This window comes from Paraburkholderia acidicola (genome assembly GCF_002362315.1).
Classification (GTDB): Bacteria; Pseudomonadota; Gammaproteobacteria; order Burkholderiales; family Burkholderiaceae; genus Paraburkholderia; species Paraburkholderia acidicola.
The window spans coordinates 16,481-41,540 of the sequence record NZ_MTZV01000002.1 but is presented as its reverse complement, the minus strand read 5'-3'; the positions used below and the strand labels follow the sequence as shown (position 1 = coordinate 41,540).

The 25,060-nt window shown below is 61.4% G+C and carries 21 protein-coding genes and 1 tRNA gene; 14 read left to right on the top strand and 8 right to left on the bottom strand.

Annotated elements, in window-relative coordinates:
- Positions 1-33 precede the first annotated feature (33 nt).
- The 6 genes from cysS (at position 34) to BWP39_RS02205 (ending at position 7,135) form a co-directional block, all read left to right on the top strand.
- A complete protein-coding gene (gene cysS / locus BWP39_RS02230; protein ID WP_096716765.1) occupies positions 34-1,431 on the top strand; it encodes a cysteine--tRNA ligase in 1,398 nt (465 codons plus the stop codon).
- Between the two features lie 47 nt (positions 1,432-1,478).
- Complete coding sequence (locus BWP39_RS02225) at positions 1,479-2,552, top strand: endonuclease III domain-containing protein (protein ID WP_096716764.1); 1,074 nt, start codon at positions 1,479-1,481, stop codon at positions 2,550-2,552.
- Positions 2,553-2,668: 116 nt separating this feature from the next.
- Positions 2,669-3,640 (top strand): acetyl-CoA carboxylase carboxyltransferase subunit alpha, encoded by a 972-nt coding sequence (locus BWP39_RS02220; protein ID WP_096716763.1) that lies wholly within the window; start codon positions 2,669-2,671, stop codon positions 3,638-3,640.
- A 65-nt stretch (positions 3,641-3,705) separates the two neighbouring features.
- Positions 3,706-5,133 carry a tRNA lysidine(34) synthetase TilS gene (tilS, locus tag BWP39_RS02215; RefSeq protein WP_096716762.1) on the top strand — a complete coding sequence of 476 codons (1,428 nt, stop codon included), beginning with the start codon at positions 3,706-3,708 and terminating at the stop codon, positions 5,131-5,133.
- Positions 5,134-5,608: 475 nt separating this feature from the next.
- Positions 5,609-6,859 (top strand): aspartate kinase, encoded by a 1,251-nt coding sequence (locus tag BWP39_RS02210; protein WP_096716761.1) that lies wholly within the window; start codon positions 5,609-5,611, stop codon positions 6,857-6,859.
- Positions 6,860-7,041: 182 nt separating this feature from the next.
- A tRNA-Ser gene (locus BWP39_RS02205) sits at positions 7,042-7,135 on the top strand.
- A 120-nt stretch (positions 7,136-7,255) separates the two neighbouring features.
- On the opposite strand, the gene tssE is transcribed toward BWP39_RS02205, so the two are convergent.
- From tssE to tssB, 8 genes are all read right to left on the bottom strand, one after another.
- Positions 7,256-7,690, bottom strand: a complete 435-nt coding sequence (tssE, locus tag BWP39_RS02200; protein ID WP_096716760.1) for a type VI secretion system baseplate subunit TssE — start codon at positions 7,688-7,690, stop codon at positions 7,256-7,258.
- Positions 7,687-10,395 carry a type VI secretion system ATPase TssH gene (gene tssH, locus BWP39_RS02195; RefSeq protein WP_096716759.1) on the bottom strand — a complete coding sequence of 903 codons (2,709 nt, stop codon included), beginning with the start codon at positions 10,393-10,395 and terminating at the stop codon, positions 7,687-7,689. The genes tssE and tssH overlap by 4 nt, the downstream gene beginning before the upstream one ends.
- Before the next feature lie 204 nt (positions 10,396-10,599).
- Positions 10,600-11,085: an Hcp family type VI secretion system effector gene (locus tag BWP39_RS02190; RefSeq protein ID WP_096716758.1), complete on the bottom strand. Its 486-nt coding sequence runs from the start codon at positions 11,083-11,085 to the stop codon at positions 10,600-10,602.
- Between the two features lie 14 nt (positions 11,086-11,099).
- Positions 11,100-12,806, bottom strand: coding sequence for an OmpA family protein (locus BWP39_RS02185; protein WP_096716757.1), 1,707 nt, complete (start codon positions 12,804-12,806; stop codon positions 11,100-11,102).
- 11 nt (positions 12,807-12,817) lie between these two features.
- Positions 12,818-13,495, bottom strand: a complete 678-nt coding sequence (locus BWP39_RS02180; protein WP_096716756.1) for a DotU family type IV/VI secretion system protein — start codon at positions 13,493-13,495, stop codon at positions 12,818-12,820.
- Positions 13,492-14,838 carry a type VI secretion system baseplate subunit TssK gene (gene tssK, locus BWP39_RS02175; protein ID WP_096716755.1) on the bottom strand — a complete coding sequence of 449 codons (1,347 nt, stop codon included), beginning with the start codon at positions 14,836-14,838 and terminating at the stop codon, positions 13,492-13,494. The genes BWP39_RS02180 and tssK overlap by 4 nt, the downstream gene beginning before the upstream one ends.
- Before the next feature lie 126 nt (positions 14,839-14,964).
- Positions 14,965-16,509 carry a type VI secretion system contractile sheath large subunit gene (gene tssC / locus BWP39_RS02170; protein ID WP_096716754.1) on the bottom strand — a complete coding sequence of 515 codons (1,545 nt, stop codon included), beginning with the start codon at positions 16,507-16,509 and terminating at the stop codon, positions 14,965-14,967.
- Positions 16,510-16,535: 26 nt separating this feature from the next.
- Positions 16,536-17,057 (bottom strand): type VI secretion system contractile sheath small subunit, encoded by a 522-nt coding sequence (gene tssB / locus BWP39_RS02165; RefSeq protein WP_096716753.1) that lies wholly within the window; start codon positions 17,055-17,057, stop codon positions 16,536-16,538.
- A gap of 324 nt (positions 17,058-17,381) precedes the next feature.
- Here tssB and BWP39_RS02160 point away from each other — a divergent pair, with 324 nt between their 5' ends.
- Genes BWP39_RS02160 through BWP39_RS02130 form a run of 8 tightly spaced genes read left to right on the top strand, consistent with a single transcriptional unit; the run spans position 17,382 to position 25,038 of the window.
- Positions 17,382-19,727: a type VI secretion system Vgr family protein gene (locus BWP39_RS02160; protein ID WP_096716752.1), complete on the top strand. Its 2,346-nt coding sequence runs from the start codon at positions 17,382-17,384 to the stop codon at positions 19,725-19,727.
- A 2-nt stretch (positions 19,728-19,729) separates the two neighbouring features.
- Positions 19,730-19,969, top strand: coding sequence for a hypothetical protein (locus BWP39_RS02155; RefSeq protein ID WP_133116813.1), 240 nt, complete (start codon positions 19,730-19,732; stop codon positions 19,967-19,969).
- A 51-nt stretch (positions 19,970-20,020) separates the two neighbouring features.
- A complete protein-coding gene (locus tag BWP39_RS02150; protein WP_096716750.1) occupies positions 20,021-20,590 on the top strand; it encodes a hypothetical protein in 570 nt (189 codons plus the stop codon).
- Positions 20,587-21,126, top strand: coding sequence for a DUF3304 domain-containing protein (locus BWP39_RS02145; RefSeq protein ID WP_207556557.1), 540 nt, complete (start codon positions 20,587-20,589; stop codon positions 21,124-21,126). The genes BWP39_RS02150 and BWP39_RS02145 overlap by 4 nt, the downstream gene beginning before the upstream one ends.
- Positions 21,123-21,257 carry a hypothetical protein gene (locus tag BWP39_RS32470; RefSeq protein WP_268877161.1) on the top strand — a complete coding sequence of 45 codons (135 nt, stop codon included), beginning with the start codon at positions 21,123-21,125 and terminating at the stop codon, positions 21,255-21,257. The genes BWP39_RS02145 and BWP39_RS32470 overlap by 4 nt, the downstream gene beginning before the upstream one ends.
- Entirely contained in the window at positions 21,254-21,793 is a 540-nt protein-coding gene (locus BWP39_RS02140; protein ID WP_207556556.1) for a DUF3304 domain-containing protein, read from the top strand. Before BWP39_RS32470 ends, BWP39_RS02140 begins: the two co-directional genes overlap by 4 nt.
- Positions 21,790-23,808 carry a T6SS phospholipase effector Tle1-like catalytic domain-containing protein gene (locus tag BWP39_RS02135; protein WP_096716749.1) on the top strand — a complete coding sequence of 673 codons (2,019 nt, stop codon included), beginning with the start codon at positions 21,790-21,792 and terminating at the stop codon, positions 23,806-23,808. Before BWP39_RS02140 ends, BWP39_RS02135 begins: the two co-directional genes overlap by 4 nt.
- A 51-nt stretch (positions 23,809-23,859) precedes the next feature.
- Positions 23,860-25,038 (top strand): hypothetical protein, encoded by a 1,179-nt coding sequence (locus tag BWP39_RS02130; protein ID WP_133116812.1) that lies wholly within the window; start codon positions 23,860-23,862, stop codon positions 25,036-25,038.
- Positions 25,039-25,060 lie beyond the last annotated feature (22 nt).

Genomic DNA, 25,060 nt, shown 5'->3' with positions numbered 1-25,060 from the left:
AAGCGGATTTCCTCCGACCCACGCACCGTCTCTATGGAATCACTGCGCATCTACAACACGCTCGCGCGTGACAAGCAATCTTTCGTGCCGCTTCAGGAAGGCGTCGTGCGAATGTACGTCTGTGGCATGACGGTGTACGACTATTGTCATATCGGTCATGCGCGGGTCATGGTTGTGTTCGACATCGTGCAGCACTGGCTGCGCACGCTCGGCTACGACGTCACCTATGTCCGCAACATCACCGACATCGACGACAAGATCATCAGGCGGGCGGTCGAGAACGGCGAGACCATCAAGTCGCTGACCGACCGCTTCATCGCAGCGCTGCACGAAGATGCGGACGCGCTCGGTATCGAGCGTCCCGATCACGAACCGCGCGCAACCGATTACATCCCGCAGATGCTCGGCCTGATCGAGAAGCTCGAAGCGAACGGCTACGCCTATCAGGCATCCGATGGCGACGTGAACTATGCCGTGCGCAAGTTCGCGAACTACGGGAAGCTGTCGGGCAAGTCGCTCGAAGACCTGCGCGCGGGCGAACGCGTCGCGGCGAACGATGCGAAACAGGACCCACTCGATTTCGTCCTGTGGAAGCAGGCGAAACCCGACGAACCCGCCGACACCGGCTGGGATTCGAAATACGGTCGCGGCCGGCCAGGCTGGCACATCGAATGCTCCGCGATGGGCTGCACGCTGCTCGGCGACCACTTCGACATTCACGGCGGCGGTCAGGACCTGCAGTTTCCGCACCATGAAAACGAAATTGCCCAGAGCGAAGGCGCGACTGGGCAAACTTTCGTCAACTACTGGATGCACAACGGCTATGTGCAGATCGACAATGAGAAGATGTCGAAGTCGCTCGGCAATTTCTTTACGATCCGTGAGGTGCTCGCGCAGTACGATGCCGAAGTGGTGCGTTTTTTTATCGCGCGTGCGCACTACCGGTCACCGCTGAATTACAGCGATACGCATATCGACGATGCCCGCAGCGCACTGACGCGTTTGTATACCGCATTGAAAGATGTGACACCTCACGCGTCTGACCTAGACTGGAACGAAGCGTACGCGCAGCGGTTCCGTGCAGCGATGAACGATGACTTCAATACGCCGGTCGCCGTGTCGGTGCTGTTCGAACTGGCGAGCGAAGTCAATCGCACGCGCAACGCTTTGCTTGCACGGCAATTGCAGGGACTTGCGCGCGTGATCGGCCTGCTTGGCCGCGAACCGCGCGCGTATTTGCAGCAGGCGAACGGCAGCACGGGCGACGTTGCGCTCGACGCACCGGCGATCGAAGCACGGATCGCCGCGCGCGTTGCCGCGAAGCAGGCGAAGGATTATGCCGAAGCAGACCGGATCCGGGCTGAATTGCTCGAAGCTGGAATTGCACTTGAAGACAAACCAGGCGGGTTGACCGAGTGGCGGCGCGTGTGAGCGCTTCCCGCACTTCCCTCTGATCGACTCGCCAGGCAGGAGGCAGGATGGCAACGGCCACGAAGACGCAGGCCAGACGGGCCGCGTCTAAGACAGGCGCAGCACCGGTAGCGAAAACGACGCGTGCGCGGGGTAGTAACGCTCGCGCGCTGCAAGGTGCATCGAAGGTAGCGACCACGGCCGCCAATGGCGCCGTGCATGCGCGCACGGGCGCGGTCGCCGCAAAAAAGATGGCTGTGAAGCGCGCTCCTGGCGCGCTCAATGGCGATGCATCGCGAGCACCGAAAGTCCTGAAAGGATCGGCGCGTGCGAAGCAGGCGCGCGGTGGCAGCAACGGTAGTGTCAGGAGCAATGGCGCGTTGCCCGAAGCGCTGGCGGGCGACATCCACGAACGCGAACTCGACGCGTTGCACGACGGTGAAGTCACCGTCGTGCGCAAATCGCAGGTCGTGTCGGATAGCGAAGCAGGGCCGGTGCAGATCGACGGGCTCGCGCCTGAAGTGACGCGACCCGCATACTGGGACAAGGCGTGCGCCGATCTGGTGAAGCGCGACCGCATCCTCAAGAAGCTGATTCCGAAATTCGGCCCCGTGCATCTGCTGTCGCGCGGCGATCCGTTTGTCACGCTGGCGCGTTCGGTGGTTGGCCAGCAGGTTTCGGTTGCCGCTGCGCAGGCTGCGTGGCAGCGGGTCGAGAGCGCGTGCCCCAAACTGGTACCGCAGCAGTTCATCAAGCTCGGCCAGGAGAAGCTCCTCGCATGCGGGCTGTCGAAGCGCAAGACCGAATACATTCTCGATCTCGCCCAGCATTTCGTGTCCGGTGCGCTGCACGTCGGCAAGTGGACATCGATGGAAGACGAGGCGGTGATTGCGGAGCTCACGCAGATTCGCGGCATTGGTCGCTGGACCGCGGAGATGTTCCTGATCTTCAACCTGTCGCGCCCGGACGTGCTACCGCTCGACGATCTCGGGTTGATCCGCGCGATCAGCGTTAACTATTTCAGCGGCGAACCTGTTACGCGCAGCGAAGCGCGCGAGGTTGCAGCGAACTGGGAGCCATGGCGTACCGTGGCGACCTGGTATATGTGGCGTAGTCTCGATCCGTTACCGGTCGACTACTGATTGTGGAAGCGTCCCTCGTAAACTATCGGTTCCAGGGTTTGATAGTTGCGAGGTCGTTTTGAGAACGGCGCGCGCGGTTAGAATACGCGCTGCCGGTAAGTCCAAGGATCCCACCTATGAAGACCACCTTTCTGGATTTCGAGCAGCCGATCGCGGAACTCGAAGCGAAAATCGAAGAGTTGCGCTTCGTGCAGGATGACTCGGCCGTCGACATTTCGGAAGAGATCGATCGGCTGTCGAAGAAGAGCCAGCTGCTGACGAAAGATCTGTATGCGAATCTGACGCCCTGGCAGGTTTCGCAGATTGCGCGGCATCCGCAGCGCCCCTATACGCTCGATTACGTCAACGAGCTGTTCACCGACTTCCACGAATTGCACGGCGACCGCTCGTATGCGGACGACCTGTCGATCGTTGGTGGCCTCGCGCGTTTCAACGGTCAGGCGTGTATGGTGATCGGCCAGCAGAAGGGCCGTGACACGAAGGAACGCGCTGCGCGCAACTTCGGTATGCCGCGTCCGGAAGGTTATCGTAAGGCCGAGCGCCTGATGCGCGTCGCGGAAAAATTCGGCCTGCCCATTTTCACGTTCATCGATACGCCCGGTGCCTATCCCGGCATCGGCGCGGAAGAGCGCGGCCAGTCGGAAGCGATCGGCCGCAATCTGTATGTGATGGCAGAACTGAAGGTGCCGCTCATCGCGACGATCATCGGTGAGGGCGGCTCGGGTGGTGCGCTCGCAATCGCCGTCGGCGACAGCGTGCTGATGCTGCAATTCTCGACCTATTCGGTGATCTCGCCGGAAGGCTGCGCGTCGATTCTCTGGAAGAGTTCGGCCAAGGCGCCGGAAGCTGCCGAAGCGTTGGGCTTGACCGCTCACCGGTTGAAAGCGCTCGGTCTGATCGACAAGATCGTCAACGAGCCGCTCGGCGGCGCGCATCGCGATCCAAAAGGCATGGCTGCGCTGCTGCGTCGTGCGCTTGCCGATTCGCTGCGGCAGTTCCAGGGCATGAGCACGCAGGATCTTCGTGAGCGCCGTTTCGACCGGCTGATGGCGTACGGCAAGTTCAAGGAAACGGCGCCGGGCGTGTAAGCGCCGCGCCGGCGGTTCTGCTGTCCGGCGCACTTTGCTTCTCATCTTTTGCGCGGTGATCCACCGTGACAACTTCTTCTGAAACGTCCACCGAACGCCTCGTCTTCGAGGCTGTCGGTGCGGCGTTCGCTGCGCTTCCCGACGACGCACGCATTGCAGTCGCGTTTAGCGGCGGCCTCGACTCGACAGTTCTTCTCGATGCAACGGTGCACGTGGCGGGTGCCGCGCGCTGTGTTGCGTTGCATGTGCATCACGGGTTGAGCGCGCACGCGGATGCGTGGCTCGCGCACTGTGCGGCGTTTGCGGCTGCGCGCGGGGTCGAGTTTGCGCATCGGCGCGTCGAGGTGGCACGCGACGCCGGTACCGGCATCGAAGCCGCGGCGCGCGATGCGCGTTATCGCGCGCTCGATGCGCTGTGCACGACGCATGGCGCACGCGCGCTGTGGCTCGCGCAGCACGCCGACGATCAGGCCGAAACGGTGCTGCTGCAACTGCTGCGCGGCGCGGGGCTCGCGGGGCTCGCCGCAATGGCGCCCGAGCGGTTGCCGGCCGGTGCGGCGGCGCCCCGCGTGCGGCCGCTGCTGCATCTGCTGCGTGCGCAGCTCGAGCAATATGCGCGGGCGCATACGCTGCACTGGATCGACGACGAATCGAATGCGGATACGCGCTATGCGCGCAACGCGCTGCGTCACGACGTGCTGCCTACGCTGGCCGTGCACTTTCCCGGCTTTCGCGACGCGCTGTCGCGCACGGCGGCGCATGCCGCATCGGCCCAGCGGCTGCTCGACGAACTGGCGCGCCTCGATCTGCGCGAGGTTGCGCAGGACGACAGGCGTGCGCTGTCGCGTGCAGCGTTGCTCGCACTCGATGACGAACGCGCGCTGAATCTGCTGCGCTACTGGATGCGTACGCAAGGGCTGCCGGCTGCATCGACGGCGCGTCTTGCCGACGCGCTGCGGCAACTGCGCACGATCGGCGATGATCACGGGCTGCGCGTCGATCACGCCGGGCAGGCGTTGCGCGTCTATCGGGACGACGTGTACTGGGAAGCCGGCGACAGCGCGGATCCCGCCGATACGGCTGACGGCGCCGCGCTCGTGCCGCGCGCCACCGTCGAATGCCGGTGGCGCGGCGAAGCGGTCTGGCGTCTGCCGTCATGGCGCGGCACCTTCGTGTTCACGGAAAGCCACGTGCACGAACCGGACGCGGTTCCCGCAACGGCACTGACAGACCGGCTGCTCAGCGCACGTTCACGGATTGGCGGCGAGCGCATGCGCGCAACGTTGCGTGGACCTGCGCGCACGTTGAAGAACCTGTTTCAGGAGCGCGGCGTACCGTCGTGGAAGCGCGACGTACCGCTGCTTTTCGCCGGCGACGAGTTGCTCTTCGTGCCGCTACTCGGCGTGAACCGCGCTGCGTTCGCGCCGGAGCTGGAACAGCCTGGCGAACGTTACTGGCGGATCGAATGGCGCGAGGATCTGTTGATCGCCTGATGAGGCAGGCGAGGGTAGAGCGGCCGATCGATGCGTACCGTTTGCCGCGGCAGGACCATTCGTTGCCGACCGGCCGGTCGGGCCAGACGGGCCGCCCACGGAGCGTAAACACGGACCAGCCTGGATCGGCTGTTTTCCCGCAGATCCTTTCTGCGTAAGCCTTTGCGGTACGAATTGCCGGGTTGCCGGCTTGTCTTTTTACGGCCGATCGGGTAGGGTTACTCGTTTGCCCGGCCTGTCTTCGCCGTTTTTCGCGCTACGTTTTATTCGCCACCGCTGGTTGCTCGTGGTTTTTTCCATGCCCCAGCGTCGCGATACCACGTCAGACCATCAACGGTGACGCAGGTTACAGCGGGCAAATCCGCGCGCGTTGCTCCGCGCCGCCACATACTTCGCTGTCGTTCCCGAACGTTTGCTTGTTGTGCGGCCGTCCCCAACGTGCCCGACGCGGTTTCTTCCTCAGTTCAGAACGACAATGGCACTCATCGTACATAAATACGGCGGTACTTCGATGGGCTCGGTCGAGCGCATCAAGAATGTCGCGAAGCGCGTCGCGAAATGGCATAAGGCTGGCCACAAGATGGTCGTCGTGCCCTCGGCGATGTCCGGCGAAACCAACCGCTTGCTCGGCCTCGCGAAAGAGATTTCGCCGCAACCGAGCCCGCGCGAACTCGACATGATCGCGTCGACTGGCGAACAGGTCAGCGTTGGTCTTCTGACCATCGCACTGCACGAAGCAGGCGTCGATGCAGTCAGCTACACCGGCTGGCAAGTGCCGGTGAAAACCGATAGCGCCTTCACGAAGGCACGCATTCACGACATCGATGGCGAGCGTGTGCTGAACGACCTCGCCGCCGGCAAGGTGGTCGTGATCACGGGCTTCCAGGGCATCGATCCCGACGGTCACATCACGACGCTCGGCCGCGGTGGTTCGGATACATCGGCGGTCGCGGTGGCTGCGGCGCTGAAGGCCGACGAGTGCCTGATCTATACGGACGTCGACGGTGTCTATACGACTGACCCGCGTGTGGTCGAAGAGGCGCGCCGGCTTGATCGCGTGACCTTCGAGGAAATGCTGGAGATGGCGAGCCTTGGCTCGAAGGTGCTGCAGACGCGCTCGGTGGAATTTGCCGGCAAGTTCCAGGTGAAGACGCGTGTGCTGTCCAGCCTGACCGATCCGCTGACACCGCTCGAAGCCGAAATGTCGTCGGGCACCCTGATCACTTTTGAAGAAGACGAGACCATGGAAAAAGCAGTCATCTCGGGCATTGCATTCCAGCGCGACGAAGCCCGCATCGCGGTAATGGGCGTGCCCGACAAGCCGGGCATCGCCTATCAGATTCTCGGCCCGGTGGCGGACGCGAACATCGACGTCGACATGATCATCCAGAACCAGAGCGTGCAGGGCAAGACCGACTTCACGTTCACGGTTGGTCGTGGCGACTACCAGCGTGCAATGGACATCCTCACGGAGCAGGTGCAAGGCCACGTGAACGCCGAGAAGGTGCTGGGCGATCCGAAGGTATCGAAGGTATCGGTGGTCGGTGTGGGCATGCGCTCGCACGTTGGTATCGCGAGCACGGCGTTTCGCACGTTGTCGGAAGAGGGCATCAACATCCAGATGATCTCGACCTCCGAAATCAAGATCTCGATGCTGATCGACGAAAAGTACATGGAGCTCGCGGTGCGCGCGCTTCACAAGGCTTTCGAACTCGATCACGCGTAAGACGAGTAAGACCCGGGCGTCTGCCGGTTCGGAATCACACGGAACGGGCTGGGGCGTGACAATGCAGTGACTGCAGTCACGTTTCAGCTCAAAAAATTGCGTTCTGAAAATTGACCTCGATCGGCGAACCCGCTATTATCTTGGCTTCGTCGCGCTGCCTCCCTGGCGCGAGCGAAAGTTTGGGAGACGTGGCCGAGAGGTCGAAGGCACTCCCCTGCTAAGGGAGCATCTGGGCCAAAACCTGGATCGAGGGTTCGAATCCCTCCGTCTCCGCCAAAAGCGGTTAAAAAACCCCGTAAGCTCAAAGGCTTACGGGGTTTTTAGTTTTTAGCCCATCTTTAGGCTAATTAGCTGGCGCTGGCTGGAGTCCTCCGTTTCCGTGTGCGTGCTACGTTGTCAGTCGAGATCGTGATCTGCCTTCAGTAGTCTGAGTCGCGTCTGTCCATCGGGCGTGAAGTGCGTACCGAACCGCACCAATCCCGCGTGATGGAGGTAACAGCTCATCGTGAAGCTCAGCAGCATGCCGGGTGCGGTGTCCTCTATGACGATGTCGATCGACTTCAGGCGCGGCTCGTATTTCAGCAGCGTCACTTCGATCGCGTGCCTGAGCTTGTGCGCGGAAGAGGGTAGGTGGCGATAGATCTCCGACAGGTCGTCGAGCCCGTAGTCGGGCAAATGTGCGAGCCCGTTGCGTCGACTATTCAGGATACGCTGCACATTGTCCTGGACGGACAGGAGCGTCTGCGTCGCAGCGTCGAAGTCGTCAATGGCGGCACCGTTAGCGAAGTGTCCCGTTACTGCCTCGAACAGTCCTAGCCCACCGCGTGTCATGCTGATGCCTCAGTCACGGCATCGAAATCGATGGCGATGCCATCGTCTTCCGAGAACGTGAGACGTATGGTTTCCGGCAAATGCTGACTGGCGACACGCATCAGCAGCTCGCGGGACAGGACTGGCAGGATCTGCTGATCGAGCAGGCTGTCGATGTTGCGCGCCCCCGAATCCGGAAGCTGACAGGCCCGCACGAGTTCGGCAACCAGCGGCTCTTCGCATACAAGCGGCACGCCGAACCGCCGTTCGATACGCTGCGCGACCTCGTCGAGCTTCATTCGAACGATCGACGCGAGGGCTGCGGTCGAAAGTTGCCGGTAGACCACCGTCTGGAAGCGTGCGAGCAGGGCAGGCTGGAAGTGCTCGACCAGCAGCGGCCGGATCGCTTCCATCAACATGGAGGTGTTCACTTCTCCGCCTGTTTCCCTGACGGCTTCAGTCGTGTCCAGGATCTGGTCGCTGCCCAGATTCGACGTCATCAGGATCACCGTATTGCGGAAGTCGATCACACGACCCTCGCCGTCGCGCATGAAGCCGCGATCGAAGACCTGGTAGAACAGGTTCAGGACGTCCCGGTGAGCCTTCTCCACTTCGTCCAGGAGGATCACGCTATATGGGCGCTGACGCACCGCTTCGGTTAATACACCGCCCTGGCCATAGCCGACGTAGCCTGGCGGCGAACCCTTCAGTTGCGAGACCGTGTGCGCTTCCTGATACTCAGAAAGATTGATCGTCACGAGTGCACGCTCCCCACCGAACATCAGGTCTGCCAGCGCGCGCGCAGTTTCGGTTTTGCCAACGCCGGACGGGCCGACCAGCAGGAACACGCCAAGCGGGGCTTCCGCTGATTTAAGGCCGGCCTTCGCGGCGCGCAGGCTTTTGCCAAGCACTGCGAGCGCGTCATCCTGGCCGACCACGACACGGGAGAGTCGCGTCTCCAGCTCGAGCAGCGTGGCAAGTTTGTCCTCCATCAGGCTACCAACCGGCACACCGGTCCAGTCGGCAATCACCCGCGCGATCGCAGCCTCGTCCACTTCCGCGTGAATCAGTGCGTCCGGTTCATACCTCGTCATCACGTCGTACGAGGCACGGATCGAGCGCTGCAGTTCTTTGCGTGTCACCGGATCCGTTGCTGTACGCCATTGCTCGCGCAACGCAACGAGCGTCGTTGCGGCCTCCTTCTGCTCGGCAAACGCACGGTCAAGCACGTCGAATTCCGTGGTGAGCGCAGCCAGCCGCACATCAATGACCCTCAGCCGTTCATCGACATCGGCGCACGCCGCGCCCTGATCCTCGATCAATGCACGGCGCTCGACACCGAGTGCTGCCTGTTCCGCGTAACAGGCAGCAATGGCAATAGGGGTGGCTTCTACACTCATGCGCACGCGGGCCGCGGCCGTATCCAGCAGATCTACCGCCTTGTCCGGCAACTGGCGGCCGGTCAGATAGCGCCGTGACAGACGGACGGCGGCGCCCACGGCAGTGTCCGTGATATGCACGCCATGGTGCTGTGCGTAGCGTTCCTTCAGGCCGCGCAACATCAGGCACGCGTTGTCGTCGTCGGGTTCGTCGACCTTCACCATCTGGAAGCGCCGCTCAAGCGCGGCATCGCGTTCAAAATACTGCTTGTATTCAGACCACGTGGTGGCGGCGATGGTGCGCAGCTCGCCACGCGCGAGCGCGGGCTTGAGCAGGTTGGCCGCATCGGCGCCGCCAGCGGTGTTGCCCGCGCCGATCAGCGTGTGAGCCTCGTCGATGAAGAGCAGGATTGGCGTCGGCGACTGCTGGACCGCTTCGATGACACTTTTCAGGCGCTGCTCGAATTCGCCTTTCGCGCCGGCCCCGGCCTGTAGCAGTCCGAGGTCGAGCGTCAGCACACTGACGTCGCGAATCACTGTCGGCACGTCGCCTTCGGCAATCCTGAGTGCGAGCCCTTCGACGAGCGCAGTCTTGCCAACGCCGGGGTCGCCCACGAGGATAGGATTGTTCTTGCGACGCCGCGCGAGAATGTCGACCATCTGACGGATCTCGACATCGCGTCCGAACACGGGGTCAATCCTGCCGTCACGCGCTTTCTGTGTGATGTCGATCGTGAAACGCTGCAGGGCTTCCTGACCGGATTTGTCCATTGCGTTCGGCAGGGGAGCGCGGGCGGACAATTCGTGTTGAGGCCTGCATTCGGCCGTACCGGCTGTCTCAGCAGGCGCCACGTTATCGTTCGTGGTTTCCGCCGCTTCAACTGACACCCGGTCAAGCTCCGGTCGCAGGCGCTCGATCTGCATGGCTGACACCGACAGGAGTGCCCATGCGTCCGGCGCGCGCAGCAGATGGGGCGTATCGGCGAGTGCCGCGAGCAGATGAGCCGAACGGATGGAGGGGTGTCCCGCCTCAAGCGACGCGCGCATCCATGCAGCTTCGAGCAGTTGCCCCACACGATGTGATAGTCCCGGTTTGCCACGCCGTTCATGGGGCAGGCGGTCGATCGAAGTGAGCAGGCCATTCCAGATGGCATCAACGTCGAGTTCGTAGCGACGCACGATCGCCACCAGGTCGCCTTCACCGAGTTCCAGCAGCTTGATCAGCCAGTGCTCGACCTCGATATCCCGGTGGGCGCGCGTTTCACACAGACCCGCTGCCTCGGCGAGCGCATGAGCGCAATGATCGTTGAGACGGCGCAGGAACGGGGCAAGGTCGCGGGAGGTCATGGGAATGGATCGGAAGACAATGGGTGGGCGGACGTGTGGAGAAAGGTCCGTGATGAAAGTGTGGCCCCAGGATCTGGAATCTGTTGTGTCAGGTGATCCGTGAGCTCAATTCATGGGTTCGGCTTCTTGAGTTTGCGGGGAGTCCCGTCAAAAGCTGGCACCCCACAAATCAAAACGCAAAGGGGGTGCCAGATACCGTGGTGACTATGAACGTTCGTTCCAGGTGTCCTTGTGGATGATGTTGCCGTCCTTGTACGACCAGGTAACCGTTTCGTAGCGCAGTTCGACTTCTTCGAGGTGGTTGTGCTTCTCGTAGGCCGGGTCCTTGATGTCGAGCATCTGCGGCCGCACGGCGACGATCTTCACGTTCTCGAGCTTCGTGTTGAAGTATTCCTTTTCCTTGCCCGCGTCGTCGATCCTGTACCACCTGATCTCCACCGACTTGAGCGTCTGGCCGCTCGTGACCGCCTTGTACAGGTACGGCGTCGACGCATCGGTCTCCTTGGTCAGCGTAACCGGCCTGTGTACGCGCGTGCCGGTGAGCTTGCCGGTGTTGCCATCGGTCGGGATGTGGATGCCGTGGTCGAACGCGGTGATTTCGACGCTTCCTTCACGTCCCTGGACGGTGACCGAACCCTTGATCTCCGCGCCGCCGTCGTCTTTGATCCACGCATATGCCGGAATTGCCATTACTGATTCTCCTTCTATGAACAGGCCGGATGGCCCTGGTTGGTTACATCGTTGCGACTGTCGTGCGTGTCACGACAGTCGGGGACGAGCGTGATTTCGACGCGACGGTTCGCTGCGCGTCCCACCTCGGTGTCGTTAGAGGCTCGGGGCCGGGCATCGCCATAGCCCTGGATCGCGAAGTGGGACACGGGAATACCGGACGCGTCCGCAAGCCAGTCGCGCACAGACGCTGCGCGAGCCCCCGATAGCGCGAGATTGCTGGCCGGGTTGCCGACCGAATCGGTGTGACCTGCGACGAGCACACGCTTGTCGGGATGTGCCTTGATCGTGTCCAGCGCTGCGACAAGCAAACGGTTCGATCCTGGGTTCAGTACCGCGCTACCGGTTCGAAACAGCGACAGGCTGTCCAGTTCGATCGTCGAGGGTGGCGCTGTGGGTGGCTGATAGCTGGCAATGAGCTCACGGGCGAGCGGCAGGAGGGGCGCGCCACGGTAGTAACCGAGTCCCAGTCGCGGTGGCACGCCGTAGCCCGCGTAATGTTCCAGCTCATCGCGGTCGCGTTTGACCTCTTTCAGGGCGTCGATGCGCGCAGCATCCTGGATGGGTTCAATCGCCTTGTAGCGGTTCATGTCGCCGACCACGCGTTCGACCAGCGCGCGGTTTTGCCAGGCCGAAGCGGCTGCGGCTGCGCAGAAACACACCGCGAGCCAGACAAACGCATGAGCCAGCGCGCGAGGCAACGCGCGCCGCACCGGTTGCAGCGCAATGCCGCGGATCAATGGCTCCGGTAGCGGATAGTGCAACCGGAGACCACGTGTGACAGGCAGGGTAAGGCCGGTCACGGATACGCCGAACTGGCCTGGCAGCGAGTCCGGGACGGGGCGACCTTCGATTGCTGTCACACCGAAAGCAGTGACGTGCAGTGGAGGGCGGTTGCGTTGCGGATCAACGAGTTCGGGCAGGACTGCATCGCAGGCCCAGCGCGTGAGCGCATCGAGTTGCGCCGCACGGTACGCACGAGGCTCCCGGCTCATCGGAGGCACCGCACCGATATAGGTTATGACGCACGAGGCGATGAGTGTCACGAGACCGTCGATGCGCAACGGCTCGCTGCTGGAAACGCCAAACCACGGGCATTCGTCGGCCGCGCGCTCGACTTCGTCCGCGTAGAGCGCCACACATACCGGCAGACGGTAACCGAGCGCGCGACCTGCCTGCCCGATGGCCGAGCGCCAGCGTTTCAGGCTCGCGGCCAGACTCTCCTCGCTGACGGTCCTGTCGGCCGCAATCAGGCAGGCGACGGCATCGGGTCCCTGTCCGTCGCGCCAGCGCTTCAGTGCGTCGGCCAGTTGCGCAAGGCGCGTGGGTTCTTCGCAACGCACCCAGATCGCCGCGTCTGTGATGCGCACGAGGTCCGTGTCGAAAGCATCGGCGAGCGACCCGTTTTCGTCACTGACGGCGATTACCAGTGAGGTATTGCGTTTGACGTCGGCGGGCAGCGTACTGAGCGCGGCGTCGATGGCGGACAGAGCGTGCCGTGTGGCCGTGCGGCGGGTGCGAATGCGCTTCGTCGCGATCACTAGAGCAATGAGCGCGGTGAACACGACTAGTACGGTGCCAAAGACGTTCCATCCAGGCGACCATGGCGAGCATAGTGCCAGCCAGGTCAATGCAAGGATCGCGACCCAGACAGTAAGCGTTCGATACGGATAGCCAGTCAAGCTTCGCCCCGTCAATGTGTAAGCCGGGCGACCGAGGAGGAAAGCCACTGGTCAAGCCCGACGTAGACGGCGGCTGCGCCTATCAGGGCGAGCACGACCCATGCGAGCGGTGACAGGTTGCCGAACCAGCGCCGCCGCTTACCCATTCTGACGACCACTGGACCCGATGCGTCGTGGTCCTCGCCATGGCGACCCAGACGCTCATCGAGCGCACGCATGAGCGCCGCGCGTGCATCGCGGCCATCCAGTGCAAATTTGCCCCGGAATCCGAGATCGAGCACGGCTGCGAAGATGGCGAGCAACGGCAAGATGGGCTGCGGCTGCGCGAGCCGGCGCTCGATTCGCGTAATCAGCTCCTGACCTGCATCGTGACTCTGGAATTCGCTCACCTGAAGCGGCTCGCGTTCCCACTCATCGCGGTCGGCACCTCTGAGGCTGCTCAGCGCTGCTTCATCAAGTAGCGCGCACTGTGCGTAGGTGGCGTCTTCGACCACGTCCCGTGGGTGTCCCGCAGTGCTGAGTTCGGATCGCAGACGTTCGATCTGGTCCGCGCATGTGCGGCGAAATGCGTCGAAGACGGCGGGCGCCGCGTCGCTGGCGAGCGACGTGACAGTCAACGCCGTGTCTCGGAGGGCGACAGGCAGTGGCGATGTGACGCTGGTCGGGGTGGTAGCGGTGAACAGGTTCATGTCGGCAATACCGCGTAGAGTTCAAGCGACACGTCCGGGATCGACGTCGGGACATAGAACTGGCAGGCGTGCGCGGTGACCATCCGCTTGAAAGCGGGATGCGTGCTGTCAAGCGCAAAATACTGGTTCTCGATGCGAATCGGGATCGCCGCCGGCAGGCGCGACATGGCGCGCAGTGGGATACCTGGTAGCGCTGAATTGACGATCTGCTCGACTTCATCCGGGGCACCTGCCTTGCACAGGCGCGGCAACTGCTCGAGCAACGCGTGCGCGGGCAGCCCCGACTGCACCGACAGGTAGTAGTCAGCGCCGTCGACGAGCCGTTTGTCCAGAATTTTCCCGATCCAGGCCGTGCCTCGTGCGCGCTCCAGCGCGATTGGTACGACTCGCGACGGAATCACGGTATCGAGCAACGTGCGGATCAGCGATTCCAGCTCCGCGAACACAGGCTCGGGCGCGTGATGGTTGTACGACGGAATCGCCTGCAGCGTTTCCGTCGTGGAGAATGTGAGCAACGAACCGGCCAGGCGTGCGAGCACGCCGTAGAGACGCTCCGGATGCTGTTCGGGTGCCAGGCAGAGGCGCGCGAGATCCGGCCACGTGCTGTTCACGCTATGCAGCAGCCAGAACAGCGACACGTCGGCCACTGCATAGTCAGCGATCTGGTCGGAACGTTCGCGGCGGCGTACCGCCAGGCTTGCACTTTTGGCGCTCAGAATGTCCGAGAGCCGGTTCATGCGGCTGGTCAGCTGGGCACTTGCCGATAGCAGCAGGCACGGCGGCACGAACGCGAGGTCGAGTTCGAAACGGCCCTGCACATTTCTGACAAGCCGGCCGACCGGGCATGTCACATAGTCGTTGTGTTCCTCGAAGTCGAACAGCAGCGAGAGCAGGTGGCGCTCGACACTGATTTCCTCGTTGCCGTCGCCGTGAATATCACCCACCTGCAGGTACTCGCGCACGAAACGGCGCGGCCGCGCCGGCTTCTGGTCTTCCTCGATGCAGTTCCCACCCTGTGCGTCGACAAGCGGCAGGCCGGCTAGTACCACGACGGACTCTACCTGCGCGGGTACGTCAGACAGATTGCGTGCTGCGGGTAACCGGTCTGCGGTGCCGCTATCGATGAACGTGCCATCCGGCAGTCGCAGGTCTAGCGAGGTGAGCTGCAGACGGTTGATTGACAGCGCCTGCGTGTCGAAGGCGACCCCGCTCACCCCCCACGGATCAGGACTGGCAATGCGCGCGATGCGCTCGTCGGAAAACTGGCCCCACAGCGCCTGCTGCTGGAAATGCTGGGGCGTCATGAACACCCCTTTGGCCCATAGCGGTCTTGTTATCTTCATCGTGATCGGGTTTATGCACGGAGCGACGTAAAAGACTTCATCGACACCGCATGGAATGCGAGCCACGCGAAGCCTCGAAGATCATCGCGCGGCAGAACTACCGTACCTACAGACAACGCAAGCTGCTCAGGTCTTCGCCTTCGGCATCTGCGAGACGAGCGACAGGTTGATGTCCATCCCCTCGACCTGGAAGTGCGGCACGATAAACAGCTTGATGCGGAAGAACCCCGGGTTGTCCTCGATGTCCTCGACGATTACCTTCGCGTCACGCAGCGGGTGCGAAGCCTGGAGATCATCGCCCGGGTCGGTCATTTCGGTGACGAGCGACTTGACCCACGTGTTCAGTTCGAGTTCGAGCAGACGGCGGTCCTTGGTCGTGCCGATGTTCTCGCGCTGGATCAGCTTCAGGTAGTGCGCGATGCGTGACAGCAGGAAGATGTACGGCAGACGCGCATTGACCCGGCTGTTCGCGGTGGCTTCTTTCGTCTCGTACAGGGTGGGTTTTTGTGCCGAATGCGCGGAGAAGAAACAAGCGAAATCATGGTTCTTGTAGTACGAGAGTGGAATGAAGCCGAGGTTGGCGAATTCGAACTCGCGCGTTTCCGGGATCAGCACTTCGCTCGGAATTTTTGCCTGGTTGCCGGTGCCGAGGTCGTACAGGTGGATCGGCAGATCTTCGACGAGTCCCCCGGCCTGAGGACCACGGATCTGCACGCACCAGCCGTTCTTGATGAAGCTCCTAACCATGTTCGCGGCAAACGCGAACGAAGCATTGGCCCACAGGTAACGTGTATGGTCGGGACCTTTGACGCCCTCCCTGTAATTGAACGCACGCACCGGCGTTGTGTCGGGACCATACGGCAGACGCGCGAGGAAGCGCGGCATCGTCAGGCCAATATATCGGGCGTCGTCAGAATCGCGAAAGCTCTTCCACTTCAGGTACTCGGCGCGATCGAAGTAATTGCCGACGTCGCGAATGCTGGCGACTTCTTCCATCGATTCCTTGCCGAAGAACTTCGGCGACACGGAGCCAATGAATGGCATGTGAGCGGCAGCTGACACCTTCGAGATGTTACGCAGCAGGGTGATGTCCTGCGGGCTGCGGTCGAATTCATAGTTCGAGATGATAGAGCCGATCGGCTGACCACCTGGCGTATCGTATTCCTGGATGTAGGTGTGCAGGTACAGGCCGCTCTGGATGATTTCAGGTGTGTCCTCGAAGTCCTGCCGCAGCGCTTCCTTCGATACGTCGAGTACTTCGATCCTGACGTTCTTGCGAAAATCGGTGCGATCAACGAGGAACTTCAATCCCCGCCACGCCGACTCAATCTGCTGGAACGTCTCGTGGTGCATGATCGCGTCGAGCTGCTGGCTGATCTGCTGGTCGAGATCCTCGATATGAAAATCAAGCAGACTCTTGTCCAGACGATCGACCTGCTGCGAAGCATTCTGGATCATCTTCAGGAAGACGCTCATACCCTGCGCGAGGCGTTCGTCCAATGACGATTCCGAGAGCGTGTCCGCGCTCTGGAAGGATTCAAATGGGCGAGTAGCTGTAACCGGCGTCAGGTTGATTTTTTCGCAGAGCGATTCATAGACGCTCCTGGCCGGTGCGTCCAGAACAACCGTATCTGCTGCCGCCGGTTCAGGGTGAGTTTCGTGCTTGGCCATGGTGCCAACTCCTGGGTAGTTGGGGGTTACGGATTGGAGTGCGCATCAGACTGCGGTGCCGATTCGCTGATCTTCTGCAGATCGGTGCGCAGACGCCCGGATAGCATCGGGTCCTTGAGGATCTTTTCGAGTTCACGGCGAAACGTCGCGTTATCGAGCAGGTTGGATTTCAGATCACGCAGCAGATTGCGGGCGGCCATCAGGGCACGCAGCTCAGGGACCTTGCTCGCTACCACGTCCGGCCTGAAATCGTCCATCGACTGGAACTCGAGGTCGACCGGCAACTCCGAACCGTCTCCCGCCATCGTGTTCTCGACCGCGATCTTTGCCCTTGGCCGGAATTCTCCGAGCACGGCGTTGAAGTTGTTCTTGTTGACATCCACCTTGCTGCGCTCCGCCAGTGCGCGCGTGTCCCGAGCATTGCTGTAGTCGCCCATCACCAGCAGCTTGAGCGGTAGCTCGACCTTCTTCTGTGCCCCGCCCGTGTGCAGATCCAGTTTCAGATTAATACGTGCCTTGGGCACTTCATTCTGGAAGCTCTCGCTCATCCTGAAATTCCTTTTCTATATTTGAGATTCCTGACGATTAAATGGAAAAAAATAAATCGTTTATGAGATTACGTTACGCATGACGAAATAAATTTTTCTGGAATCGAGGGGAGATAAATAACATGAGACCGCGTGTTTTGGGAACAGAGGAAAAGTGAACGTTTGTGAAAATCCGCGTAGGCGTAAATTTTTTCAAAAACACACGCAACGCGACTTCACAGCAGCACGAAAAGCGTTTACTTTCTCAGCCGAAACTCTCGCTGATAGCAGCGTGAATGATTGACGCAGTGATGTTCGAAGTGACGCAACGAACGGGGAAATTCAATGGCCGATCTGCTTGATACAGTCGCGACGTATGCGAATAATCTGACGTGGCTGACGGGACGGCAATCGTATTTTCTCGATGTACCTGGCACTGCGAATGCGAGGGCGCTGTCGGTTGTGTCGTTCGAGGCGGTTGAACGCATGGGCGAGCCCTACCGGATCACGATTGAACTGGTGCATCCGGAGAGCCTGAGCCGCAGCGACTATCTCGGGAAAGATGCGACCTTCACGATCGCTCCAGCCGATTGCAGCGAACCACGCATTTTTTGCGGATGCGTGACCCGCTTCTCGAAGACGAGGACGACGAAGGACTTTAGCGGCTACCGCTTTGTCGTCGAGGCGCATATCGCACGCCTGAACCTCACGCGCACGAACCGCATTTACCAGCAGCAGAGCGCACCGCAGATCATCGAGGCGATCCTGCGCCGCCACGGTTTCAAGGGCCATCAGTTCGTCTTCAGGCTGCGCCGGCAGTATCTCCAGCACAGGTTCCGTTTCCAGTACCAGATTGCCGACTGGCCGTACATTCACGTCCTGATGGAGCAGGAGGGGATCTACAGCTACATCGTGCCAGGCAGGCATGGCGATGTCGTCGTGTTTGCCGACGACATCGATCACTACATCTACCAGCCGGAACTGAAGGTGCGGTATCGCGAAACAGCGGGGATGGAGTCGGGCGTCGAAGCCGTGTCTGCGTTGCAGACCCATGTGCATACGGTACCGGCATCGTTCCGCGTCGCCGACTACAACCCCGACCAGGCCTGGGAGCGCTTCAGGGCTGAGGCCAATGTGGCCAGCGGGGACACGACGACGTATGGCGAGCCGTATATCTACGGCACCGATCACCTCGACCAGGACGGGGCGAAGTGGGAAGCGCAGCTGCGTCACGAGGCAGCAATCGCCTCGCAGATCGTGTACGAAGGCGAGAGCAATGCGCTCGACCTGCGACCGGGGCGCATCCTGCAGATGGACGAGGTGTTACCCGACGCGCCGAACGGGCAGGTCATGATCGAGGTCACGCACACAGGCGCGCGTGACGAGGCGTACCGCAACACCTACCGGGCGATTCCCGCTGACCGGCGCTTCCGTCTGAAGCTCGAAGACAGCACATGGCCGAAGATCAGCGGCACGCTCTCCGCGCGCGTCACCTCACCGGGCGACTACAAGTACGCGTACCTGACGCAGCAGGGCTATTACACGGTCCGCTTCGACTGCGATTTCGATGAGTGGAATCCGGGCGGCGAGAGTGTGCCGCTGCGACTGGCGAAACCGTTCGCGGGCAAATTGCAGACAGGTTTCCACTTCCCGGCGCTCGACGGTGACGAGGCGGTGCTGGCGTTCCGCGACGGCGATCCGGACAAGCCCTACATCTCGCAGTTCCATCACCACAGCCAGGCCGTCGACCTGATCACGAATCAGGACCGGTGGCTCTCGCGCAACGTGATCCGCACGCAGGCGAACAACAAGCTGCGCATGGAGGACTGGGAAGGGCAGGAGAGCATCAAGCTGTCGACCGAACACTCGGGCAAGAGCCAGTTGAATCTCGGGTATCTGGTGGACGGGAAGAAAGAGCAGCGTGGCGAAGGATTTGAGCTGCGTACGTCGGGGCACGGCGCGCTACGAGCGGGCAGGGGATTGCATTTGTCGGCGCACGATCAGCCCGGCGCGACCGGGAAGCAGCTAGACATGCAGGCTGCCGTCGCGCAGCTGGAAAGTGCGCTGGAACTGGCGAAAGCACTGGCGGATTCGGCGCGCAGTGCGAAGGCCGTGCCTGCGGATACCGATTCGCAGCAGCAGCTCAGGGACGAACTGGATGGCCTGAAGAAGCCCGGCATTCTGGCGAGTGCACCGGCGTCGATCGGCATTGTGTCGGGGCAGGACGTACAGATAGCGGCGCAGGACAATATCTCTGCGGTGGCGGGCAGGAACGTAGACGTGAGCGTGTTGAAGCGCTTCACGGTAGCAGCCGGCGAACTGGTGTCGGTGTTCGCGCAGAAGCTGGGAATCAAACTGTTCGCGGCGAAGGGTCCGGTCGAGATTCAGGCGCAGGGCGATGCGATGTCGCTGCTGGCCGATAAGGATCTAACGGTGGCGAGCGTCAACGGCCCGGTACGGATCAGCGCGAAGAAGGAACTCACACTGGAGTGCGGTGGTGCATTCGTCCAGCTGAAGGGAGGGAACATTACGCTGGGTGGACCCGGTGACCTGTTCCTGAAGATCATTACGATCCAGAAGCAGGGGCCCGCGTCTCTCAACACTATCCTGTCGCTGCCCGAACCGGGTGACTTCTGCCTTACCTGTTTCCTGCGGGCTGCCCGTACCGGTGGCGCTGCCGTACGCGTATGAACATGACGACCCGCTCCGAAGCATGCTTCTTCCTGTTTGATGGCGCACTGTTGCACGGGACACCGCAACACGCCTGGTTGCTGGAACAGCCGTGGACGATCGGTCTGTACGACGACCTGGGTGAGCAGGCGCGAGCTGCCGGTCCTCTGTTGCTGCCAGCTTCTGTAGACAAGGGCGAGCTCGCGCAGGCGCTGGCGGCCAGTGGGGGTTCGCAACGGTTCGCGTGCAGCCGGTTGACCTGAGGTCAATCGCCGGAAGCGCTTGAGCAGCATCTACGCGATCTGCGTTATCTGTTGGCGGGAGAGGCGCAGCGCTATTACTTCCGGTATGGCGATGGGCGCGCGTTTGCCGCGGTCTGGTCCACATTGAAACCAGAGCAGCAACTTTCCGTATTGGGTCCGATCTCGTTGTGGGAGTACGCGGATCACGGGGAAGAACTGACCGCGATAACGCCGCCTGCGATATCGCCGGATCAAGATTTGCCGGGGCTGCCATTGCGCCTTGCGCCCGCGCAATGGCATCAGGTGCTGGAGGCCGGCCGCATCGGCGAGCTTTTCGAGAGCACTGAGCAACTGCTATCGCCCGATGCTGAGGATCACTCGCTGGCCCGGCGCCATGAGTGGACAACGCATACATGGCATTGGCTGCGTAGCCTGAACATCGAGCCGGGGCCGCTGCACGCGGCAGTGAACCTTGCCATGTGGCAGACGGCCGGGGCAATCAAGGACGTCCCCGCATTCGAAGCCGCCCTGCGCGAGTCGCAGAACGACGGTGACCTGACCCGCATCGTGACCTTTGGTGTGACGGACGGAAGTGAGCAGTCGAAGGGCGGACCTGGGTTTCGGGAAGAGAAAAGAACATGAAAACCCGCAACGTGTCCCGTTTCTGTGCCGGTGTGCTGCTGATGCTGTGCATGGGGCTCGCCGCCTGCCAGCAGCACGATGACACCCAGGACCGGGTGCCCGTCGGTTTGACCGGTATCGATCATCTTGCCGATCACCTGAGCGTGCAAGCGTTCTCGGTTGACGGCACCGACGGTTTTCAGGCCGGTCAGGGTGGTCGCACCGTGTGCTGCGTGACGCTCCCGCGCAAGTGGCGTCCAGACATGAACGTGACGGTGGGCTGGAACGTTACGAACTGGCGGGACTGCAAGGGCAACGACTACGAGGTTGTGGTGCCGGTGGAAAAATACGGCGACCCAGAGCAGCTTTGGGTGCATTTCATGGCAGACGGCAAGGTGAGGGTAGTGTCATCCGCTTACGGAGCAGAGAAAGCCAATGCGCCGGGCTCCAAACACCCGGTGAAAGATCCGATTCCGGACAAGTATCCGTGGGACGTCTATGACCTCAAAACCTGCAAGCGTTACGACCAGGAATCGCCCGACAGGAAACAGCCATGACAACACGACCTGAACAGGAAATTCCCGTCGCGATCCATCCGCTCGGCCCTACGCCGGGTATCACGAGGCACTTTCCCCGGCTATCCCACGCACTGGGCATTGTCGGCGTGCGTGAAAAGGAACGAGCATGAAAACCCGTAACGTATTGCGCTTCTGTGCCGGCGTGCTCTTGATGCTGTGCATGGGGCTTGCCGCCTGCCAGCAGCACGACGATACCAATGACGGGGTACCTGTCGGTTTGACCGGCATCGATCATCTCGCCGATCACCTGAGTGTGCAGGAGTTCTCGGTTGACGGCACCAACGGTTTCCAGGCCGGCCAGGGTGGTAGCACCGTGTGCTGCGTGACGCTCCCGCGTAAATGGCGTCCGGATATGAACGTGACGGTGCGCTGGAACGTTACGAACTGGCGGGACTGCAAGGGCAACGACTATGAGGTTGTGGTGCCGGTGGAGCAATACGGCGACCCAGAGCAGCTCTGGGTACATTTCATGGCCGACGGCAAGGTGCGGGTGGTGTCGTCTATCGACGGAGCAGCGCAAGCTAACGTGCCAGGTTCAACGCACCAGGTGAAAGATCCGATTCCGGACAAGTATCCGTGGGATGTCTACGACCTCCAAACCTGCAAGCGTTACGACCAGGAATCGCCGGACAGGAAACAGCCATGACAACACGACCTGAACAGGAAATTCCCGTCGCGATCCATCCGCTCGGCCCTACGCCGGGTATCGTGCCGGTACTGCCCTCGATGATTCTGCGCACCGAGCATTGCGAAATCGCAGCGCACATCGGACTGTTTTTCGACGGCACAGGCAACAACTACGAGTGGGACGATGGGGATAAATGCCACGTCGCTGCTGGTGGGACGCAGTTAGAGCGCCGGAAGGAAAGTAACGTTGCCCGGCTGTTTGCTGCCTATCCCGCTGCTACTCCCCGTGGCAGCTACTTTCGTATCTACGTTAACGGTGTGGGCACGCCCTTCAAGTCCATTGGCGAGGATCTACCTGCCTTGACCGGTATGGCATTCGGTGGCGGTGGCGACGGGCGGATCAATTTCGGTCTGCTGTCGGTGCTCGACTCCATCCACAAGAGTGCGTCGCCAATTGGCCGAGGAGCTTACAAGAAAGACGCCATAGTGGCACTCTGCCGTAATAGCATCCGTACCCGCGACGACAGTACGGGCACGTTAAGCGCCCTTGGCGGCACGGCGGACGAATCGGCGCTGGACAGCGTGGGCATGAGGGCGACTGGCGGCCTGCTGATGAACCCTGTGACCGGCGACCGTGGGCACGCCCAGGCCTTCTACAGGCGCGAGGTGAAACGGATAGCGCAGGTCATCAGCGCGCCGGCCAAATGCGAACCCAACTCTGAACCAAAATCAAAATCCAAACTGGTCGAGATATTCATCGACGCGTTCGGCTTCTCGCGTGGCGCAGCGCAGGCCCGGGTATTTTGCAACTGGTTGAACGAACTGTTTGAGGGCGACACGCTGTGCGGCGTAAGAGCGACGATCCGCTTTCTCGGTATATTCGACTCGGTGGCGTCGGTAGGTGTACCGAACAATCCCAACATGACGTATAACCTCACGAACGGTCATATGGCCTGGGGCAACGAACAATACCTCCGTATCCCCGCGCGGGTAAAAAACTGTGTGCATTTCGTCGCGATGCACGAGAACCGTCCATCGTTTCCGCTGGAGCGGGTGCTGGTACACAACGGTCTGCCTGACAACTGTCACGAATACGCGTTTCCCGGCATGCACTCGGATGTGGGCGGCGGCTATGGTGTGAACGAACAGGGGCGCGGCCTCCTGCCGACTACATCGTCAAAGAACCTGCTCAGCAGCGAGAAGCTGTCGCAGATACCGCTGGAATACATGCTCAAGGCCGCGCAGGCGGCCAAAGTGCCGCTGAGTACCCGACAGGCACAGAGGGCCGACGCTGACGACGGCACGTACAACCCATTCCAGGTCGACGATGCTCTACGCGAGGCCTACGTCCGCTTCCACGCCGCCTGTTCCCCCAGCGCGCGCCAGCCAGCGGACTGGCTGATCGTCTACCTTGCGTGGCGATACCAGGTCCATGCTGCCTATACGGGACTGCCGTGGAAGAGCCGGGCGAACAATCAGGATCTGGCCGATCTGTCCGGTGCCAACCAGACACTGCTGGACGATATCGCTGCGCTCGAGACGGGAATACTTGAGCGAGCCGTATCTATCAACTATGAGGTTGGCAGGAGATTTCTTTACGCCTTGAAGCAGATGGCCAATCCCCTGTTGGGCCCCGTGACGCCGGATCCGTATCCGCTTCCCGAGTCCACGATGGCGAAATTACGCAAGCTCGCGCCGGAATCGGGCGATGTGCTGCAGCGCCTGAAGAGCTATCCAGCGGTGTCGGCCGCTGAAGCGAACCTGTTCGCAACTTACGCTCACGATTCATACGCCGGGTTCCGGCCATTCGACCACCAGTTCAAGTTGTGGGTGGTGGGTTGCCAGAAGCTGCTGCCGGGTTCGTGGGAACCGGAAGGCTATCTGCGCTACCGGCGCTTTTACACGGGTTTCAATACGGCACGCACGTACAAGGTCGTCCTCGCTGATGCGGAACTGCAGCAGATCGACATGCAGAACCGGGTCTACACCGAGGGTGCTGGCATGCAGAATATGTTTCCAAGATGGAGCCAGTAACGTGACGGGAATACCAGTGCTGCCACCGTTCGAACCTTCTGCGATCCGGTTATGTCCTGGCCCGTCCCGACGTTAACGACGATTGAGCGTCCGCCGCCGGTTTCAGTGCGCGTGTGGTTGTCTCTTCTTGTTGCGGCGGCAGCTACCACTGCTGCCGCCGTATTGATGCTGTGGCCGCACGGCCAGTCAACCGGGACAGTGATCTTCTGGGTTCTGCTGGTCGGTGCACCGCTATGCACGTGCACGTTGTTGTTCGGCTGGAGGTTGAGCCGGTGGGAACAGGAGCAGTTGAACGCCGAAGAGAGCGAGCAGGAGAAGGAGCGCGTGGAGTCCCTCTGGCGTGACTGGTGCCGTCGTGCTCTTTCGGTTGACTGTGCCGCGGGGTTTCTGCCTCAGGCGGTTGGTGCCGACAGACTCGGGGACCGTGATGCCATGTTGCCGGTGAATATGAACCGGGCCGTCGGCTTCGAGTGGGCGAAGGACAAGACCGGCGCGCAGCGGCGCTCGGAACTCCTTCATCGCGTCGCCTCACGACTGGCGCACAGGCTGACGGACTTTCGCGCAATCGCATTGACGCTGATTCTCGATGGCGTATCGCTCGCGGATGAGGAAGCCTGGGAAGCAGAAGCGACACGGATTTTTTCGGAAGCGGCGCCGGGCGTCGACTTTCATGTCGATTTCGCGATGGAGACGGACTGCGTGGAGTGGATCGGACCGCACATCGATGCAGACGAACTACCGCCGAGGCTGGTCATCGCCGCACAGCTCTGGCATGGCGAAGGAGATCATGCCTTCAGTGAGGGCGCGGCGGCGATCCTATTTGGATCGCGCACCGGCTCCGGAAGAACTGAGACTCCGGCTGCGCCTGCGGCAGGCTACATATTGCGTCCCATGACGACCGGGGACGAGTTGCTCAAGGCGGATCTGTCGCAGCTTATGGAAATGCAGGTGATGCCGCGCAGGCTGACCCATGTCTGGTTTACCGGCTGCAGTGACGCTTTCGAGGTCGCGACCTCGGCGTCGCTCAGTTCGCCTGAAACGACGATTGTTGACGTCCTGCTGGACAGTGTTGCGGGCGTGGCCGGACCGGTAAGCGGGTGGATTGCGCTGTCGCTCGCACTGGAAGCGGGGCAGTCGAATCCGAACCCGCAACTGGTCGTCGGCCGTCAACCGGGAAGAGACGAAACGCGGCTGTGCGTGGTGACCTCCGGGGAATTCGAGGAAAACTGAATTGAACAAATACGTTCTGGGA

Excerpts from the sequence above, each read along its gene's own strand:
- BWP39_RS02145 (WP_207556557.1), top strand. The coding sequence starts at position 20,587 with ATGAAAACCCGCAACGTGTCCCGTTTCTGTGCCGGTGTGCTGCTGATG.
- BWP39_RS02180 (WP_096716756.1), bottom strand. The coding sequence starts at position 13,495 with ATGAACCTGTTCACCGCTACCACCCCGACCAGCGTCACATCGCCACTG.
- tssH (WP_096716759.1), bottom strand. The coding sequence starts at position 10,395 with ATGACCTCCCGCGACCTTGCCCCGTTCCTGCGCCGTCTCAACGATCAT.
- tssK (WP_096716755.1), bottom strand. The coding sequence starts at position 14,838 with ATGAAGATAACAAGACCGCTATGGGCCAAAGGGGTGTTCATGACGCCC.
- BWP39_RS02190 (WP_096716758.1), bottom strand. The coding sequence starts at position 11,085 with ATGGCAATTCCGGCATATGCGTGGATCAAAGACGACGGCGGCGCGGAG.
- BWP39_RS02220 (WP_096716763.1), top strand. The coding sequence starts at position 2,669 with ATGAAGACCACCTTTCTGGATTTCGAGCAGCCGATCGCGGAACTCGAA.
- BWP39_RS02130 (WP_133116812.1), top strand. The coding sequence starts at position 23,860 with ATGTCCTGGCCCGTCCCGACGTTAACGACGATTGAGCGTCCGCCGCCG.
- BWP39_RS02160 (WP_096716752.1), top strand. The coding sequence starts at position 17,382 with ATGGCCGATCTGCTTGATACAGTCGCGACGTATGCGAATAATCTGACG.
- tssE (WP_096716760.1), bottom strand. The coding sequence starts at position 7,690 with ATGACACGCGGTGGGCTAGGACTGTTCGAGGCAGTAACGGGACACTTC.
- BWP39_RS02155 (WP_133116813.1), top strand. The coding sequence starts at position 19,730 with ATGACGACCCGCTCCGAAGCATGCTTCTTCCTGTTTGATGGCGCACTG.
- BWP39_RS32470 (WP_268877161.1), top strand. The coding sequence starts at position 21,123 with ATGACAACACGACCTGAACAGGAAATTCCCGTCGCGATCCATCCGCTC.
- BWP39_RS02210 (WP_096716761.1), top strand. The coding sequence starts at position 5,609 with ATGGCACTCATCGTACATAAATACGGCGGTACTTCGATGGGCTCGGTC.
- tssB (WP_096716753.1), bottom strand. The coding sequence starts at position 17,057 with ATGAGCGAGAGCTTCCAGAATGAAGTGCCCAAGGCACGTATTAATCTG.
- tssC (WP_096716754.1), bottom strand. The coding sequence starts at position 16,509 with ATGGCCAAGCACGAAACTCACCCTGAACCGGCGGCAGCAGATACGGTT.
- BWP39_RS02140 (WP_207556556.1), top strand. The coding sequence starts at position 21,254 with ATGAAAACCCGTAACGTATTGCGCTTCTGTGCCGGCGTGCTCTTGATG.
- BWP39_RS02225 (WP_096716764.1), top strand. The coding sequence starts at position 1,479 with ATGGCAACGGCCACGAAGACGCAGGCCAGACGGGCCGCGTCTAAGACA.
- BWP39_RS02135 (WP_096716749.1), top strand. The coding sequence starts at position 21,790 with ATGACAACACGACCTGAACAGGAAATTCCCGTCGCGATCCATCCGCTC.
- cysS (WP_096716765.1), top strand. The coding sequence starts at position 34 with ATGGAATCACTGCGCATCTACAACACGCTCGCGCGTGACAAGCAATCT.